The sequence below is a fragment of the Dyella lipolytica genome (assembly GCF_030160075.1).
Taxonomy (GTDB): Bacteria; Pseudomonadota; Gammaproteobacteria; order Xanthomonadales; family Rhodanobacteraceae; genus Dyella_B; species Dyella_B lipolytica.
In genome coordinates, this window is record NZ_BSNQ01000009.1 from 722446 (window position 1) to 737113 (window position 14668).

Sequence of the window (14668 nt, forward strand, 5' to 3'; positions counted from 1 at the left end):
GACGACTGCGGGTGCAGCGCCGGCGTTCCGGATCAATGTGAAGTGTACTCCTCCAGGGTGTCACGGAAGTGGACCACCGGCCCAGGAACGTTGCTCACGCCACCCTCGAAAATGCGCCGCGGGGTGATGCCCTGTCCATAAACAGCCGCATTGGCGTCACGATCGATCTTGATCACGGAACCATCCAGCGCCACGCCGGCAAACAGGCCGCGTGCCCGCGAGTAGGAATAGATTTCGGCTTTGAGCTGCTGGTCGGTGGCGGCCGATGCGGTACGGCCGACGGGGCCCGCCGCCGCCGATGCATCCGCACCGATGGTGAATTTGCCGTTGACGATGGAGTCCACGCCACGCTGCGTGCGGAAAACCAGAATCACATCGGTTTTGGACACACCGATCTGGAAGCCGACGCTGCCCCCGCCAAAAGAAATGAAGCTGGGATTGGACCAGGTGCCATCGGGGCTCTTCACCGAAATGAGACCTTCGCCACGCCGGCCGCCGAAGACGAAACCGACCTTCAGCACATCGGGGATGACCGCAATCGCCTTGGCGTCCTTGAGCAGATCGCCCGGAATGGACTTGTCCGGCGCCTGCTCGATCTCGTTGAGCACGCGCACAGCATTCTGCGCACGCTCCAGCGGGGTGTCGTCTTCGGCATGCACGATTGCGACGGGCAACAACAGCGTCAAGGCGAGGAACGAAATACGACGCAGCGATGCTTTGAACATGGGCAGCTCCGGTTGGTCAATAAATTAGATCGCAGCGGGTTGGATCGCAGCAGCGACGGCACGGAACCGGCGCGGTGCGGAGCGCTTGTGGCAGACTTTGTCCGCTATCCAGCCGCCCTAGCCACGATGCCACGCAGCTACTATACCGGCCTTACCGGCCCATCCCACGACCCGTCTGCACAGACTGGCGTACTGCTCGTGAACCTTGGCACACCGGTGGCCCCCACCGCGCGGGCGGTGCGGCCCTACCTGGCGGAATTTCTTGGCGATCCTCGGGTGATCGAGTATCCGCGCTGGCTGTGGTGGCCAATCCTGCACGGCGTGATCCTGCGCCTCCGACCGGCACGTTCCGCCCACGCCTATGCGCGCATCTGGACGGCCGAAGGCTCGCCGCTACGCGTCGGCTCCGAAAAGCTCGCCGAAGGCCTGCAGGACAAACTGCGCCGCGATCGCGGGGAGCCGATTCGCGTCGCACTGGCTATGCGTTATGGCGAGCCATCGGTGCGCGCGCAGATCGAACAGCTGCAACGCGAGGGAGTGCGCCGGCTACTGGTGCTACCCCTGTACCCGCAGTACTCGGCCACCTCCACCGGTTCGGTGATCGACGCAGTCGCCGATACGCTCAAGCACCTGCGCTGGCCGCCGGAGTTGCGCATCGTCAACGATTACCACGATGACAACGACCATATCGAGGCACTGGCCCTTTCCATCGAACGCGGGTGGGCGGTGCACGGTCGCGGCGAGAAACTGCTGCTCTCTTTTCATGGTATTCCGCAGCGCTACGTCGATGCCGGCGATCCTTACTTCAACCAGTGCCACACCACCGCACGCTTGCTGCGCGCGCGGCTCGGACTGGACGAATCGCGGCTCGTGGTGAGTTTTCAGTCACGCGTGGGTCGCGAGCCATGGCTGCAACCCTATACCGATGCCACCGTGCGGCGCCTCGCTGCGGAAGGCATCAGGCGACTGGATGTGGCATGCCCGGGCTTTGCCGTCGATTGCCTGGAAACGCTGGAAGAGATCGCGATGCAGAACCGCGATTTCTTTACCGCAGCCGGCGGCGAAACACTGCGTTATATCCCTGCGCTCAACGATAGTCCGGAACAAGTCAACAGCCTTGCGGTGCTCATCCAGCGACACATGCAAGGCTGGCCGGCATGCGCTGCGACGGCAACACCGCACCATGGATACGGCGGGAAATCTGCGTGACCGCACCGACTGAGCAGCGCATTGCACTCCCTCATCATCTCTCGCTGACCGCGCAAGTCTGGGGCGAACCGGACGCACCACCGCTGCTGGCGCTGCACGGCTGGTTGGACAACGCGGGCAGTTACGCCTTTCTCGCCCCGATCCTCGTGCGACGTTGGCGAGTGATAGCGCTTGAATTGCCCGGTCACGGCCACTCCGGCCATCTGCCTGCTGGTGCCGGCTATCACTTCCTCGATTACGTAGGTGCAGTGCTTGCGGCGGCTGACGCGTTAGGGTTGGAACGCTACACGCTGCTTGGTCATTCGCTTGGCGCGGGCATCGCTTCGTTGGTGGCAGCCGCAGCGCCGCAACGCGTTGAAAGGTTGTGCCTGATCGAAGGCCTTGGCCCGCTTGGCGATGATGGCACGCACACATTGCAACGTTTTCGCGATGCTTTTGCCGCCCCCACAACGAACGGCAAATCGATGCGGATATTCCGCAACATCGACCAGGCGATCAGTGCACGCACGCTTGCCAGCGGTTTGCGTGCCGACCTGGCGCGCCCGATTGTCGAGCGCGGCCTGATCGAGACCGAAAACGGCTGGCGCTGGCGCAGCGATTCGCGCCTTACGCGGCCCAGTCCAGCGCGGCTAGCCGAGGATCAGGTCCGCGCGCTTATTGCGGGCATTGATGCGCCGACGACTCTGCTGCTGGCAAACCCGATGACCCCGTACCTGCCAACGCCATTGATGCAGGCGCGCGCAAACAAGGTGCGGCAGATTGCCGTCACGCACATGGACGGCGGTCATCATCTCCATCTGGAACATCCCGAAGCAGTCGCCGCGTGGCTCGTGTCTTAGCACCCTCTCCCCATGGGGAGAGGGCGCCGTCTTAAACAGAAATCGCGAGCCGCTCGGAACGGTACACCCAAGCCGTGACCAGGGTTGCCAGGATCGCTATGACGAGGCCGGATGCCATGCAGGTCGAAATCTGCATCGTCGTGACCTGCTCGCCGCGAAGCAGCTGAGCAATACCCACCTGCTGTCCGAGCAGTGGCACCGTGTACATCCAGTTGGCTACCTTGATCGGCAACACGCTCAGCAGAACCGATGGCAGCGCCGGCACCATCATCAGGATCGACAAATAGGTCTGCGCCTCGCGGTAACTTTTGGCGAACGCGGCGACCAGGGTTTGCAACGAAGCCAGCAGGATCACCAACGGCACCATCATCAGTAGCACCTGCAATGCGAAGGCAGGCCCAAGGCTCAAGGTCATGCCGAGCTTCTCGGCGGGAATGATCCTGCCGCACACCCCAAAACCCACGACGCAGATCAGCAAGCTGGTCAGCGAGAACACGCAAATCGCACCCAGCTTGCCCAGCAACACCTGCCAACGCGGCACGGGATTGGCGAACAGCGGCTCCAACGATTGCCGCTCCCGTTCGCCCGCTGTGAGATCGATGGCGAGATACATGCCGCCCATGAAAATGGTCAGCACGAAGAAGTACGGCAGAATAGAGAACAGCTGCCCGGCACGGGATTGCGGCGTGGACTGATCGCGGTCATCGACCGACACCGGTGCCATCATGGTTGGCGACAAGCCGCGCGCCACCAACCGCATCGCGCCCTGGTGACGGCTGTAGGTCTCGAGCATGCGCCGCAAGCGATCGACCGAACTGCCGGTCTCGCGCTGAGAGGAGTCGTAGACCATCTCGACCTGCGACGTCTCACCCTTACGCCAGGATGTGCCGAAATCCGCCGGAATGCGTAACACCACGTCGGCATCCTGATTGCGCACGGCAGCTTCCGGATCGGCGATCGCCAACTGCGGTTGCAAACCCTGTTGCTTGAGCGCGTCGATCAGGTTCGGCGCGTATTGCGCGCCGATCACTGGAATCTTGAGCGGTTGATCGGCCTTGTTCAGTTCGCGCGTGATGATCGTGTTCATCAGCATCACGAAAATGATCGGTCCGATCAGGGGGCCATAGAGCAAGGCGCTCATGACGGTGCGCTTGTCGCGCAGGTTTTCCTTCACTTCTTTGACGAAGACGGTCAGCATCGCGTTCATGCAGCAAGGCCCTCCTCGCTGCCGATGATTTTCACGAAAGCATCCTCCAGATTCGCTTGGCCGGTTTGCGCACGCAGCGCGTCGGGCGTTTCGTCGGCGACTACGCGGCCGTGCGCGATCACCACGATACGATCGCAGAGCGCGGCCACCTCCTGCATGATGTGGCTGGAAAACAGCACGCAGCGGCCTTCGTCTTTCAGTCGGCGCATGAACTGGCGCAGCCCGCGTGTCGCCATCACGTCGAGGCCGTTGGTCGGCTCGTCCAAAATCACGTTCTTCGGATCGTGCACCAGCGCACGCGCGATCGCTGTCTTCACCCGCTGGCCTTGCGAGAAGCCTTCGGCGCGGCGGTCGCCGATGTCGGCCATCTCCAGTGCCTGGATCAATTGCTCGCGACGCGTTCGGATCAGCGCATCGTCCATGCCCTGAAGACGTGCGAAATAGTCGATGTTCTCGCGCGCCGTCAGCCGCTTGTACAAACCGCGCGCATCGGGCAACACACCCAGCTGACGCCGCACCGCTTGCGCATCGCGCGCCACGTCGATGCCGTCGACCAATACCTGACCCTTATCGGGATTCATCAACGTGTAAAGCATGCGCAACGTGGTGGTTTTACCGGCACCGTTGGGGCCGAGCAAGCCGGTGATTTCGCCGTCGCGTGCCTTGAAACTGACCCCATCGACGGCTTTGACCGTGCCGAAGTGTTTGTGCAGATCCCTTACTTCGATCATGGCGAAGCTCCGTTGAAGTCGATGAACGCGGGCATGTCGCTTAGTTTGTCCAAACAGCTCGCGTCGAGCTGTTTCGGATCGGGCTTGGTGATGAACTTGCCCAGCAGTTGCGGCATGCAGCCGCGGGCGAGCAAGGAATGGCCCTGACCTTTGAAGATCAGCTGCCGTCCGTTCGTCAGTCCCGGAAGGATTTGCTCGCCGTAGCTGGGTGGCGTAACGGGATCGAATTCACCGGACAGTATCAGGATCGGCTTGTCGCTTTTCAGCGGCGCGTGAAAATCGGCCGGGCGTATGCCGTGCGGCCATACATCGCATTGCGCCTTGATCGCGTCGACAAGGTGATTGCCCAGGATGGCGTTCTGATCCTGCGGCCTTGGCTGTAGCAGGTCTGCATCTTCGCTGCAGATCACGCTCATCGACATACCGTTGTTCATATCTCCTCTGAGATCGCCGTTGAGCAGTTTGGCCTGACCCAGCAGCGGACCGACGTCGCCGTGTGCGGCAGCGTTGATCGACAGCGGGAGCAGCGCCGCCGTCTCGGGTTCATACGCAAACATGCGCACGACGCTGGCAAGCGAGAACTCGCTCAACGGACGCTCTACGGTTTCGTAGGTTTGCGGGTCGCGGAAACTTACCGTATGCGGATTGGCGCGCAAGGCGTCGCGCAACTGGTACAGCGTCTGCATCGAATCGCCGAAGCGTTGCTTGCATGCAGCGACCGCGATGCAGCCGGCAAAATTCTTCTTAAGCGCATTGTCCAGGTTGGCGGCGAAATCCTCGCCCAGTACCGCTTGGTTCGGTACGGCAGAATCGAGTACGACACTGCGCACGCTATCGGGGTAATGCACCAGATATTGCTGGGCCATGCGCGTGCCGTAGGACACGCCAATCAGATCGAAGGTGGGCGACCCCAGCGCCTTGCGCACGTCCTCCAAATCTTGCGCGGCAATCGTGGTGGTGTAGTAGCGCGGGTCGGCCTTCTGTTTCACCTCGGCCAGACAGGCAGCCACATTCTTGCGCACCTTGTCCAAGTCCAGCGTGAAAGTCGTTTCATCGGCGGCGTCCTCCGCTTTTTTGCAGCTCAGCGGATTGGAGCCGCCGGTGCCACGCTGATCGAGCAGCAGCACGTCATGATGTTTGCGTACTTCGGCGAACGCGGGTGCTTCGATGACCCACGATTCGGTAGCTGCTTCGCCAGGACCGCCCGCTAGCAGCACCGCCATGTCGGGTTCGGGCACTTGCGCATCGCTGCGTGCGATCGCCAGTTTCAGCCCGATGCGCCGGCTTTGCGGATCATCGCGGTTCTCCGGCACCTCGAAGACGGTGCACCAGGCCTCGGCGGTAGCACCACTGCCCGGACGCCCCAGTTCACACGACTTGAACGTGAGCGCACCGCGTTGCCACGTGCGCACCACTGGCGGTACCTGCTTCGTTGACGCCGATGCGCTATCCGTTGCGGCATGGTTCTCGGTCGCTCCATTCGCTTCGTCGCGATGCCAATGCTGGTACGCCAGCAGGCCAATCGCGGCCGCGGCGACAACAATGCGTAAAGCGGTTTTTGCCTGCATGGCCATCTAAGCCTTACTCCTCTCCAGGAACGAAGATCGTTTCGATCGGCATGCCGAACAGGCGCGCGATCTTGAACGCCAGCGGCAGACTGGGATCGTATTTCCCGGTCTCGATGGCATTGATGGTTTGTCGCGATACATCCAGTTTTTGCGCAAGGTCGGCTTGCGACCAGTCGCGCTCACCGCGCAGTGCACGGACATAATTGTTCATGGCGCTTGGCGTCCACGCCGTTTGTGCGGCTGGTGCAGCACACGCTTATCCATTGCGATCCCTTCGCTTGCGCCAGCGCGCAACGCCCAGGGCAATGCCGAGTGCGGTGAATCCAGCACCCATTCCCCATAAAAACCCGAGGCGCATGTCATCGAGCGCCGCGCGACACCACCATGCGATGACTAGCACGATCGCGCCAGCACTCAGGAAACGCACATAAAGCGGTATTGCAGCTTCCTCGTCGCATGTCATGTCACCGCCATAACCACGCAAAACCCGCCAGCGTGCCAGGCCGTAACAGAACGCCATCACAGGAAATACCCAAATCAGAATCGAGCCATCCAGCGTCAGGACGCCGGCGATGCTCAGAAACCCTCCCGCGAGACTGAGCGCGCTCACCACTCCCGTCGCGACGCTCAGTGCAACCAGGTGCGTACGCTGTTCGAGTTCATCACTAGCGCGGATACGCCGGACCAGCTGCGCGATCACGTAGAACACCGGCACAACCGGCGCGAGCGCCAATAGCACCTTCAGCGGAAGACTCTCCGTGGCACGCACCAGCGGCCATGCGATCAGCATGAACCCGCTATAGATCGCCATGGCCACCAGAACGCGCCATTGGTACTGCTTTTCCGTAAAGCGCGTCATGGCGCCCGCCTAACCGCTATTGGGCAAACGCGCATCGAGGTGGCCGCTGCCGCTCGTGCCCGGCGAATCATCTGTTCGCTATGCATATCCCCTCCCCAGCATCCATGTAAAGCGTACTTGACATGAAGCCTAGATTGCATACGTATGCATGTCAAGCACGCTTGACAAAGTGGCCATTTTTGACCTTAGGGGGACCTGCTGGTTGGACCTATCGCGTCACTTTTGGACGGACCACTTCGTGAATTTCGGGATTCAAGCCGTGTCTTTCCTTTAAAAATGTCAACTTTTTCTTAAATTCGTGAAGGTAATGTGTAGGAAAATAGGCGGCCAACAGGGAAAATGTGATGGGTATCACGCTTTGGCCCGATTGTTGCTCAAGTGTCCCTGCAAGGCGTGGGCCTGCCCGAGAGGGGGCGGGAAGACGCCCGGCCCACCGCAAGCGCTTTACCGAACGCTGCACCCTTACCTAGACGTTAAACAAGGAAATTTGTATGAAGAAGACTCTACTTACCGCCGCGCTGATTGCTAGCTTTGGCGTTATCGCAATGGCTCCGAACATCGCCGGGGCTGCTGCTCCCGATGGCACCATTACTTTCACCGGCAAGGTTGTTGCCAATACCTGCACGTTCAGCGTGGCTGGCGGCAGCGCCTCCAACACGGTTCAGTTGCCGGTGGTGTTCACGACGGCCCTGAATGCAGCCGGCAGCGTTGCCGGTAACACGCCCTTCACCATCAAGGTGAGCGGTTGCGATCCGAACCTCACCAGCGTGCAGGAACAGTTCGGCGGCGCCAACATCAATGCTGCCGACGGCAACCTCAAGAACATCGCTACCGCTACTTCTCCGCAGACCGTCGCCGGCAATGTCGAAGTGCAGTTGCTCAGCGGCACCGGCACGGCCATCAATCTCAACACCAATGCCAACTCGCCAGTGGGAACGCTCTCGAGTGGCGGCGTTACGCTGAGCTATCAGGCTCAGTACTACGCCACTGCCGCCGCTACCGCGGGCCTGGTGAACACGACCGTGACGTACACGACCCAGTACCAGTAAGTCGCGGAACAAGTGCGCTGCGGCAGGGCAATTTCTGCCGCAGCGTAGTTCGGACACGCTCCGTCATTCGTTGACCTTCGAGAGTCCTTCCATGAATACCCTCATCCGCGCTGTCCGCGCGGGCCTGATGTCCATGTGCCTCGTCGCCGGTGCTGCGAATGCCAGCGTGCTGATCGCAGGCACGCGCGTGGTGTTTCCGGCCCAGGACGGCGAAGTCACCGTGCGGCTGACCAACGACAACGCCCATCCGGCACTGGTGGAAGCATGGATCGACAATGGCGATCCCAAGTCCACGCCGGACAAGGTCAATGTGCCGTTTCTGATCACGCCTCCGCTGTTCCGTATGGAGGCGCACAAGGATCAGAGCCTGCGCATCATTTCCACGCCCACGCAGCTGCCCAGTGACCGCGAGTCGCTGTTCTGGCTCAACGTGCTTGAAATACCTCCCAAGCCCAGCGGAGAAGAAGCTGCTGGCAAGAACCTGTTGCAGTTCGCGATCCGCTCGCGCCTCAAACTTTTCTACCGTCCCGCGCACCTGCCCGGCGACGCGCAGAAAGCACCCGAACAGGTGACCTGGAAGGCTGTTGCCGATGGCCAAGGCTACGCACTGGAAGTGCGCAACCCCACGCCATACCACGTCACTATCGTCAAATTGTCGCTGGATGTCGGCGGCAAGTCGTACAGCGCCGACACCGGCATGGTCGATCCGCTCGGCGTGCTGCACCTGAAAGTAAAGGGACTGACGGCGACGCCGGCAGCGGGCACGTCCGTCGCCTATGACATCGTCAATGACTACGGCGCGACGGCCTCGTTCAAGGGCAGCGTTTCGCCGTGACGCATCGTCGGCACACATTTCATGGAACAGGCCCTGCGCCTAAACATGGTGTGTGTCGCCAGATTTTGCTTTGCGTAGGAATTGCTGCCGCGCTAAGCAGCTGGACGAGCGCTTTTGCTGCTCCCGCTGCCGCATCACCCGACGCATCCGCGGCTGCAGCCAACGGTGCGGATGCCAGCGCCAGCAGCGGCTTTGCCGATTTCGATCGCAGCCTGCTCGCCGGTGCCGGACAGAACACCACGGACCTTTCTCGCTTCGAGCACGGCAATCCCGTGCTTCCAGGCAGTTACAACGCGGACGTCTATCTCAATAACGTCTGGGTTGGCCGCAGCGACGTACGTTTCGCTGCCACTTCCGCGAATGCCAGCGCCATGCCGTGCATCGACCGGCGATTGCTCGATCAATTGGGTCTGCACCCGGCGAAGCTGTCTGCCGAGACCGTTGCCAGCCTGAGCGACCCAAAGACCTGCGTGAGCATGGGCAGCCTGATCCCGGGGGCGACCATGGCATTCGACATGTCGCAGCTGCGCGTCGATGTCAGCGTGCCGCAGGCTTACCTGGGCCAGGTGGCTCGTGGCTACGTCAACCCGGAATACTGGGACGCCGGCGTGCCGGCGGCCCTGCTGAACTACAACTTCAACAGCTACCGCAGCCGCAGCCAGGGCCAGACGCAGACCACGTCGTATCTGGGGCTAAACAGCGGCCTGAATCTCGGCCCCTGGCATTTCCGCGAAGACGCCACCGCCAACTGGGAATCAGGGGCTGCCGGTGCGCCGGCGCGCAGTCAGTGGCAAAACATCAATACCTACGTACAGCGCGACCTGTCTTCACTGCGCGCGCAGCTGACGATCGGCGACAGCTTTACGGATGGCGCCGTCTTCGACAGTTACGGTATTCGTGGCATACAGCTCGGTACCGACGATCGCATGCTGCCGCAGTCGCTGCAGGGCTACGCTCCAGTAGTGCATGGCGTGGCCCAGACCAATGCCAAGATCACCGTGCGGCAGAACGGCGTAGTGATCTACGAGACCACCGTGTCACCCGGTCCGTTCACGCTCAGCGACCTTTATCCCACCGGTTACGGCGGTAGCCTGCAGGTTACGGTGACCGAGGCAGACGGCCGTGTGAGCACCTTCGCCGTACCTTATGCCTCGGTGGCGCAACTGTTGCGCCCCGGCATCACCCGCTTCGACATCGCCGTCGGCCAGTTGCGTGATGCGACGATCCAGGACAAGCCGGCCGTGGTGCAGGCCACTGTGCAGCACGGTTTCAACAACCTGCTGACGGGATATGCCGGCATCGCAGGCTCACAAGGCTATGGCGCGCTGCTGGCGGGTGCCGCGATCAATACGCGCTATGGCGCATTGGCGATGGACGTCACCGAGGCCGATGCCCATATCCGGGGTTACTCGACGCAGTCGGGCCAGAGTGTGCGTTTGACCTACAGCAAGATCATCCCGTCGACAGGAACGACTCTGTCGGTTGCCACCTATCGCTATTCCACCGGCGGCTTCCTCAGCCTGACCCAGGCCGAACAAGCCCGCGATTACGCGCGCCAGGGCATCAATGCCTTTGATGTCGTGCCACAGCAGATCGTGCCGACGATCGATGGCGTGCCGGCACAGAGTGTATTGACGCCCGCCCAGCAGGCTGCCCTCACCGGAAGCGCGTTCACCACCAATCCGATCCTCTCCGCCACCGGAGTGGAACGGCAGCGCAGCAATTTCACGCTTTCGGTCAACCAGTCCCTGGGACACAACGGCGGCTCGTTCTACGCCAACGTGTCCGCCAGCGACTACTGGAATCGCCGCGGCAACGACACGCAATTTCAGGTCGGCTACAACAACCACTTCCACCAGCTCACCTACAGCCTGTCCGCGACACGCTCGGTGGACCCGCTGGGCCACTACGACAACGAGTACTTCGTGAGCGTCTCGTTGCCGCTGGGCCGCAACACGCACTCGCCGACCTTTACGCTGAACGTCAGTCATGATCAACAAGGTGGCTCGCAGGATCAGGCGATGCTCAACGGCACGCTCGGCAGCGATAGCCAGTTCAACTACAGCGCCGCGGCGACGCACAGCAGCGATGGCGGCGGCAATGCCGGCTCGGTGAACGTGGGCTACCGCAGTCCGTACGCGGTGTTCAACGCCAGCTACGGCGACGGCAACGGTTATTCGCAGGCATCGGTAAACGCGAGTGGTTCGGTGATTGCGCACCCGGGTGGTGTTACGTTCGGTCAGCCGCTCGGCGACACCGTAGGTATCGTGTATTTGCCAGACGCCGCCGGCGCACGCCTGGCCAATGCCCCGGGCGCACGCGTGGACCGCTTCGGTTATGCGGTGGTGCCGTACCTGACGCCTTACCAGCTAAATACCATCCAGATCGATCCCAAAGGATTGCCGCTGGATGTGCAACTCGATGCCACCAGCGCGCAAGTCGTACCCTATGCTGGCGCAGTGGTGATGCTGAAATTCAAGACCGAAAACGGTCGCACGCTCATCGTGCGCGCGCGCCTCAAGGACGGCGAGGCGTTGCCATTCGGTGCCGAAGTGTTCAATGAGAAAGGTTTCTCGCTGGGTGTCGTGGGTCAGGCGGGACAGATTCTGCTGCGCGGTGTCGATCAGGCTGGTCGATTGACCGCGCGCTGGCAGGACGATAATGGGGCGGCACAATCGTGTTCGTTCGATTATCGGCTCGAGCCCAAATCCAAGCACAAAAAAACGACAGTGGGCTACGAACAGATGAGCGTCACATGCACAAAACCGGGCACCGACGCACTTGTTTTGAGGGACGGCACATGAAATACGCAACATTTGCCTCGCCGCTCGCAAGACGAGTCGCCGCACTAGTGCTAGCCGTTGGCCTGTTGTCGCCCACGATCTGCTCTGCGTTTGTCATCAAGACCGTATCGGGTGGCAAGACCGGACATGCTCACGCCTTAGCCGCTCAGGTCGCGGGCGGCCAAGCCCCCGCATGCAGCGCAACACCGACCAGTGCTGCCATTGCCCTGCCGTCCACCATCAGCATTGCGCCGGGCACGGCCAACGGACTGATTGGCAGTGCGGCGTCCGTAACGGTAGATGTCAATTGCTATACGGCCTTTGCGTTGACGCCGAACTATTACGATGACTTCACGGTACTGGCCGGCCAACTGGCAACCATCGACTCGACGAATGCCTCTCCCAGCGGAAGCGGCATCATGTTCCAGACCAATGTGCCGGGCATCGATGTGCTGCTCACCGCGACGCCTACCCAGGCGAGTAGCGGCAGCAACGGTCCCAATGGCACCACCGGATGGGCCGTACAAACCAGCAATTGCACTTCAGCAGGTGGAACCAACAACAATCCCGGAAGTTGCACCCCAAACCCTATTGCAGCCAAATTTACCGCTCAGCTGGTCAAAACCGGCCCGGTGAGTCCAGGCACCATAAGCAGCATCCAGCTGCTGCAGCTTTTCGATTCCGATAGCGTCCCCCCCAATCCCCCGGGAAATGGCCCGATAACGACGTACAGCAGCGCTTCCGTTTCCTTCGCCACGGTGACGCTGAACGCAATCACCGTATCCATGAGCACCTGCAGTGTCGTCGCGGGTTCGAGCAATCTCAGCGTCACGTTGCCAACGATAGTCAGCAACGCATTGCCGACAACCGGTTCCGTGGCGGGCAAGACGTCTTTCAACATCCAGTACACCTGCCCGTCAGGCTGGTCGCTCTACATGACAATGAGCACGGCGAATCCCGGAACGGCAACGGGTGTGATCCTGCCTTCCGCTACCTGCGCGGCGGGCACACCGGCGACGAATGTCGGCATTCAACTGCTGCAAAGCAATCTGCAGGCCGTGCAATTCAATACCGCGCAATCGGTCGGCAACTCGCCCAATGGCAAGCTCACGCTCCCTTACTACGCGCAATACTATGCAACTGGCTCGCCGATCAGCGCAGGTCAAGTCTGCGGCACTGCCACGTTTACTATGTCTTATCAGTGAGCACGCTACATGCTGAGCGTGCAACTAAGGCTCAAGTTTTCCTCAGCGCGTACCGATAAATCCCCAGCATCACTCATAGGTCTGCGTTAGCAACACCGGATCCGCCGAGCTGGGCTGGGCAGCGCGAACATAATTGGCGAAGTACTTGAGCACCCGGTCGGATTCCGAACCGGACAGATGCACGACATCGACGTCGTAGGGCCGGGACGCATTCGCTACTGCGCCCGTAGTCGTTGGATCAGAACAGCTTCGCTGAAGCGACGGATGCGTTTGCGCAGCGCTGACGACCAGCCTCACGTCGTCATGCATGCCCGCAACACTGCACGTCGGCTCTACCACAGCGCCGACGAAGGTGATTGTTCCGCCTTCGATCGTTCCGCCACCGCTCGCCTTCGCGGCAGATGACGCGAACATCATCGCGACTGAACAACTTGCCAAAACAAACCAGTGCGGCCCACGCATAATGCTGCCCTCCACCGGCGCCCACGCGTATCGCGGGTACCTGTAGGCACCATCGGCCGCGATGCACCGGCCTTAAGAGGCTCTGCCGACTCCAGTGACGAAAATGCGAAATGGATCACATTCTTCGCGTGATCGGACCGTCAAAAGACTCGCGCACATCAGTTACGTCGGCAATTGTGTTGATTGCGTGAATTTCTTGTGAAACAAATAGTTACCCGCACATTTTCGCCATTGAGCCAGGCGTTGGTTTTTTGTCGCGATAAACGTTGGAACGTGTCCGCGGTCCGCACTCACCTCGGCTCAAGGGCAGTTGAACCGTCGCGAGAGAACGCTTTTTGCTCCAACGCGTCATGACTATGACGCTCGCGCAGGACGCTCATGTCCCGCACTTTCCATATCGGCAAAAAATCGACGCGCTTTAGGCCCGATGAAGCGTTTAGCGAGACGAAATGTATTTCTCGCGGCGAATCTGCGGAATCGGCAAAGCGAATTCCTTCAACGCATTGAAAGCAGCGTCGACCATGTTGGGATTGCCGCACAGATAAGCGATATCGCGCTGCGCGGAAGGCGCCAATTCCGCCAGCACGCTCTGCACATGGCCCTGGCGGTCATGCGGACGCGGCACCGCGCGCGGCTGACGACTCAGGCAACCATGGAAGGTGAAGCCGGGATGCGTTTGTGCAAAGGCTTCGAATTCTTCGCCATAGAGCAATTCCGTTTCGTTGCGCGCGCCGTACAGAAGCACCACTTCGCGGTTGCCCTGCGCCAGCAGCTTTTCGAATTGCGGCAGCATGGCGCGATACGGCGTAACGCCGGTGCCCGTGGCCAGCAAAAGGTAGCGCGGATGCGTATCGGCATCCTGCAGGCAGAAACGACCATACGGGCCGCTCGCTTCGATCGTCCCGCCCATCTCCAGACCGCTCAGCAGCTTGGTGGCCGCACCACCGTCCACATAACTCACCGCGATCTCGATGCGCTGCACCGGCGAACCGCCATCGCCCACGGTCGCCACCGAATAGCTGCGCTTGGTGGCCGTGCCGTCGTCGTAGTGAAAGTGGATCTGCAGGAACTGACCGGGAATGAAGGCCAGCGGCTGTCCATCGACTCGCTCGAAGACCAGATGTCGCACGGTGGGAGCCAGCATGCGGCTGTCGGCGAGGCGTAGGGTGAAGTGTTCGGCCATGCGGGTATCCGGG

General features: G+C 61.1%; 14 protein-coding genes. 6 read left to right on the forward strand and 8 right to left on the reverse strand.

Annotated features, from left to right (window positions below):
- Nucleotides 1-32 precede the first annotated feature (32 nt).
- Entirely contained in the window at nucleotides 33-725 is a 693-nt protein-coding gene (locus QQL64_RS16350) for a lipid-binding SYLF domain-containing protein (protein ID WP_284401561.1), read from the reverse strand.
- Between the two features lie 126 nt (nucleotides 726-851).
- Here QQL64_RS16350 and hemH point away from each other — a divergent pair, with 126 nt between their 5' ends.
- The gene (gene hemH, locus QQL64_RS16355) at nucleotides 852-1934 is read left to right on the forward strand and encodes a ferrochelatase (RefSeq protein WP_284402232.1); all 1083 of its coding nucleotides are present in this window, start codon (nucleotides 852-854) and stop codon (nucleotides 1932-1934) included.
- Nucleotides 1883-2773, forward strand: a complete 891-nt coding sequence (locus QQL64_RS16360; RefSeq protein ID WP_404601049.1) for an alpha/beta fold hydrolase — start codon at nucleotides 1883-1885, stop codon at nucleotides 2771-2773. Before hemH ends, QQL64_RS16360 begins: the two co-directional genes overlap by 52 nt.
- Nucleotides 2774-2804: 31 nt before the next feature.
- Here the strand turns inward: QQL64_RS16360 and QQL64_RS16365 are convergent, their stop codons facing one another.
- The 5 genes from QQL64_RS16365 to QQL64_RS16385 are packed head-to-tail and all read right to left on the reverse strand — an operon-like array spanning nucleotide 2805 to nucleotide 7138.
- Nucleotides 2805-3980 carry an ABC transporter permease gene (locus QQL64_RS16365; protein ID WP_284401565.1) on the reverse strand — a complete coding sequence of 392 codons (1176 nt, stop codon included), beginning with the start codon at nucleotides 3978-3980 and terminating at the stop codon, nucleotides 2805-2807.
- Nucleotides 3977-4711, reverse strand: a complete 735-nt coding sequence (locus QQL64_RS16370) for an ABC transporter ATP-binding protein (RefSeq protein WP_284401566.1) — start codon at nucleotides 4709-4711, stop codon at nucleotides 3977-3979. The genes QQL64_RS16365 and QQL64_RS16370 overlap by 4 nt, the downstream gene beginning before the upstream one ends.
- Nucleotides 4708-6285 carry an alpha/beta fold hydrolase gene (locus QQL64_RS16375; protein ID WP_284401568.1) on the reverse strand — a complete coding sequence of 526 codons (1578 nt, stop codon included), beginning with the start codon at nucleotides 6283-6285 and terminating at the stop codon, nucleotides 4708-4710. The genes QQL64_RS16370 and QQL64_RS16375 overlap by 4 nt, the downstream gene beginning before the upstream one ends.
- A 7-nt stretch (nucleotides 6286-6292) precedes the next feature.
- Complete coding sequence (locus QQL64_RS16380) at nucleotides 6293-6490, reverse strand: helix-turn-helix transcriptional regulator (RefSeq protein ID WP_284401570.1); 198 nt, start codon at nucleotides 6488-6490, stop codon at nucleotides 6293-6295.
- 45 nt (nucleotides 6491-6535) lie between these two features.
- Nucleotides 6536-7138: a hypothetical protein gene (locus QQL64_RS16385; protein WP_284401572.1), complete on the reverse strand. Its 603-nt coding sequence runs from the start codon at nucleotides 7136-7138 to the stop codon at nucleotides 6536-6538.
- A gap of 491 nt (nucleotides 7139-7629) precedes the next feature.
- Here QQL64_RS16385 and QQL64_RS16390 point away from each other — a divergent pair, with 491 nt between their 5' ends.
- The 4 genes from QQL64_RS16390 (at nucleotide 7630) to QQL64_RS16405 (ending at nucleotide 13010) form a co-directional block, all read left to right on the forward strand.
- On the forward strand, nucleotides 7630-8187 hold the full coding sequence (locus QQL64_RS16390; protein WP_284401573.1) for a fimbrial protein: 558 nt from the start codon (nucleotides 7630-7632) through the stop codon (nucleotides 8185-8187).
- A gap of 91 nt (nucleotides 8188-8278) precedes the next feature.
- A complete protein-coding gene (locus QQL64_RS16395; protein ID WP_284401575.1) occupies nucleotides 8279-9022 on the forward strand; it encodes a fimbrial biogenesis chaperone in 744 nt (247 codons plus the stop codon).
- 50 nt (nucleotides 9023-9072) lie between these two features.
- Nucleotides 9073-11826: a fimbria/pilus outer membrane usher protein gene (locus QQL64_RS16400; RefSeq protein ID WP_284401576.1), complete on the forward strand. Its 2754-nt coding sequence runs from the start codon at nucleotides 9073-9075 to the stop codon at nucleotides 11824-11826.
- Nucleotides 11823-13010 carry a fimbrial protein gene (locus tag QQL64_RS16405; protein WP_284401578.1) on the forward strand — a complete coding sequence of 396 codons (1188 nt, stop codon included), beginning with the start codon at nucleotides 11823-11825 and terminating at the stop codon, nucleotides 13008-13010. The genes QQL64_RS16400 and QQL64_RS16405 overlap by 4 nt, the downstream gene beginning before the upstream one ends.
- Before the next feature lie 69 nt (nucleotides 13011-13079).
- On the opposite strand, the gene QQL64_RS16410 is transcribed toward QQL64_RS16405, so the two are convergent.
- Both QQL64_RS16410 and QQL64_RS16415 read right to left on the reverse strand, forming a co-directional pair.
- The gene (locus tag QQL64_RS16410) at nucleotides 13080-13427 is read right to left on the reverse strand and encodes a hypothetical protein (protein WP_284401580.1); all 348 of its coding nucleotides are present in this window, start codon (nucleotides 13425-13427) and stop codon (nucleotides 13080-13082) included.
- A 481-nt stretch (nucleotides 13428-13908) separates the two neighbouring features.
- Nucleotides 13909-14655 (reverse strand): ferredoxin--NADP reductase, encoded by a 747-nt coding sequence (locus QQL64_RS16415; RefSeq protein ID WP_284401582.1) that lies wholly within the window; start codon nucleotides 14653-14655, stop codon nucleotides 13909-13911.
- Between the last annotated feature and the right edge of the window lie 13 nt (nucleotides 14656-14668).

Excerpts from the sequence above, each read along its gene's own strand:
- QQL64_RS16375 (WP_284401568.1), bottom strand. The coding sequence starts at position 6,285 with ATGGCCATGCAGGCAAAAACCGCTTTACGCATTGTTGTCGCCGCGGCC.
- QQL64_RS16360 (WP_404601049.1), top strand. The coding sequence starts at position 1,883 with ATGCGCTGCGACGGCAACACCGCACCATGGATACGGCGGGAAATCTGC.
- QQL64_RS16385 (WP_284401572.1), bottom strand. The coding sequence starts at position 7,138 with ATGACGCGCTTTACGGAAAAGCAGTACCAATGGCGCGTTCTGGTGGCC.
- QQL64_RS16395 (WP_284401575.1), top strand. The coding sequence starts at position 8,279 with ATGAATACCCTCATCCGCGCTGTCCGCGCGGGCCTGATGTCCATGTGC.
- QQL64_RS16370 (WP_284401566.1), bottom strand. The coding sequence starts at position 4,711 with ATGATCGAAGTAAGGGATCTGCACAAACACTTCGGCACGGTCAAAGCC.
- QQL64_RS16365 (WP_284401565.1), bottom strand. The coding sequence starts at position 3,980 with ATGAACGCGATGCTGACCGTCTTCGTCAAAGAAGTGAAGGAAAACCTG.
- hemH (WP_284402232.1), top strand. The coding sequence starts at position 852 with ATGCCACGCAGCTACTATACCGGCCTTACCGGCCCATCCCACGACCCG.
- QQL64_RS16405 (WP_284401578.1), top strand. The coding sequence starts at position 11,823 with ATGAAATACGCAACATTTGCCTCGCCGCTCGCAAGACGAGTCGCCGCA.
- QQL64_RS16380 (WP_284401570.1), bottom strand. The coding sequence starts at position 6,490 with ATGAACAATTATGTCCGTGCACTGCGCGGTGAGCGCGACTGGTCGCAA.
- QQL64_RS16390 (WP_284401573.1), top strand. The coding sequence starts at position 7,630 with ATGAAGAAGACTCTACTTACCGCCGCGCTGATTGCTAGCTTTGGCGTT.
- QQL64_RS16410 (WP_284401580.1), bottom strand. The coding sequence starts at position 13,427 with ATGATGTTCGCGTCATCTGCCGCGAAGGCGAGCGGTGGCGGAACGATC.
- QQL64_RS16415 (WP_284401582.1), bottom strand. The coding sequence starts at position 14,655 with ATGGCCGAACACTTCACCCTACGCCTCGCCGACAGCCGCATGCTGGCT.
- QQL64_RS16350 (WP_284401561.1), bottom strand. The coding sequence starts at position 725 with ATGTTCAAAGCATCGCTGCGTCGTATTTCGTTCCTCGCCTTGACGCTG.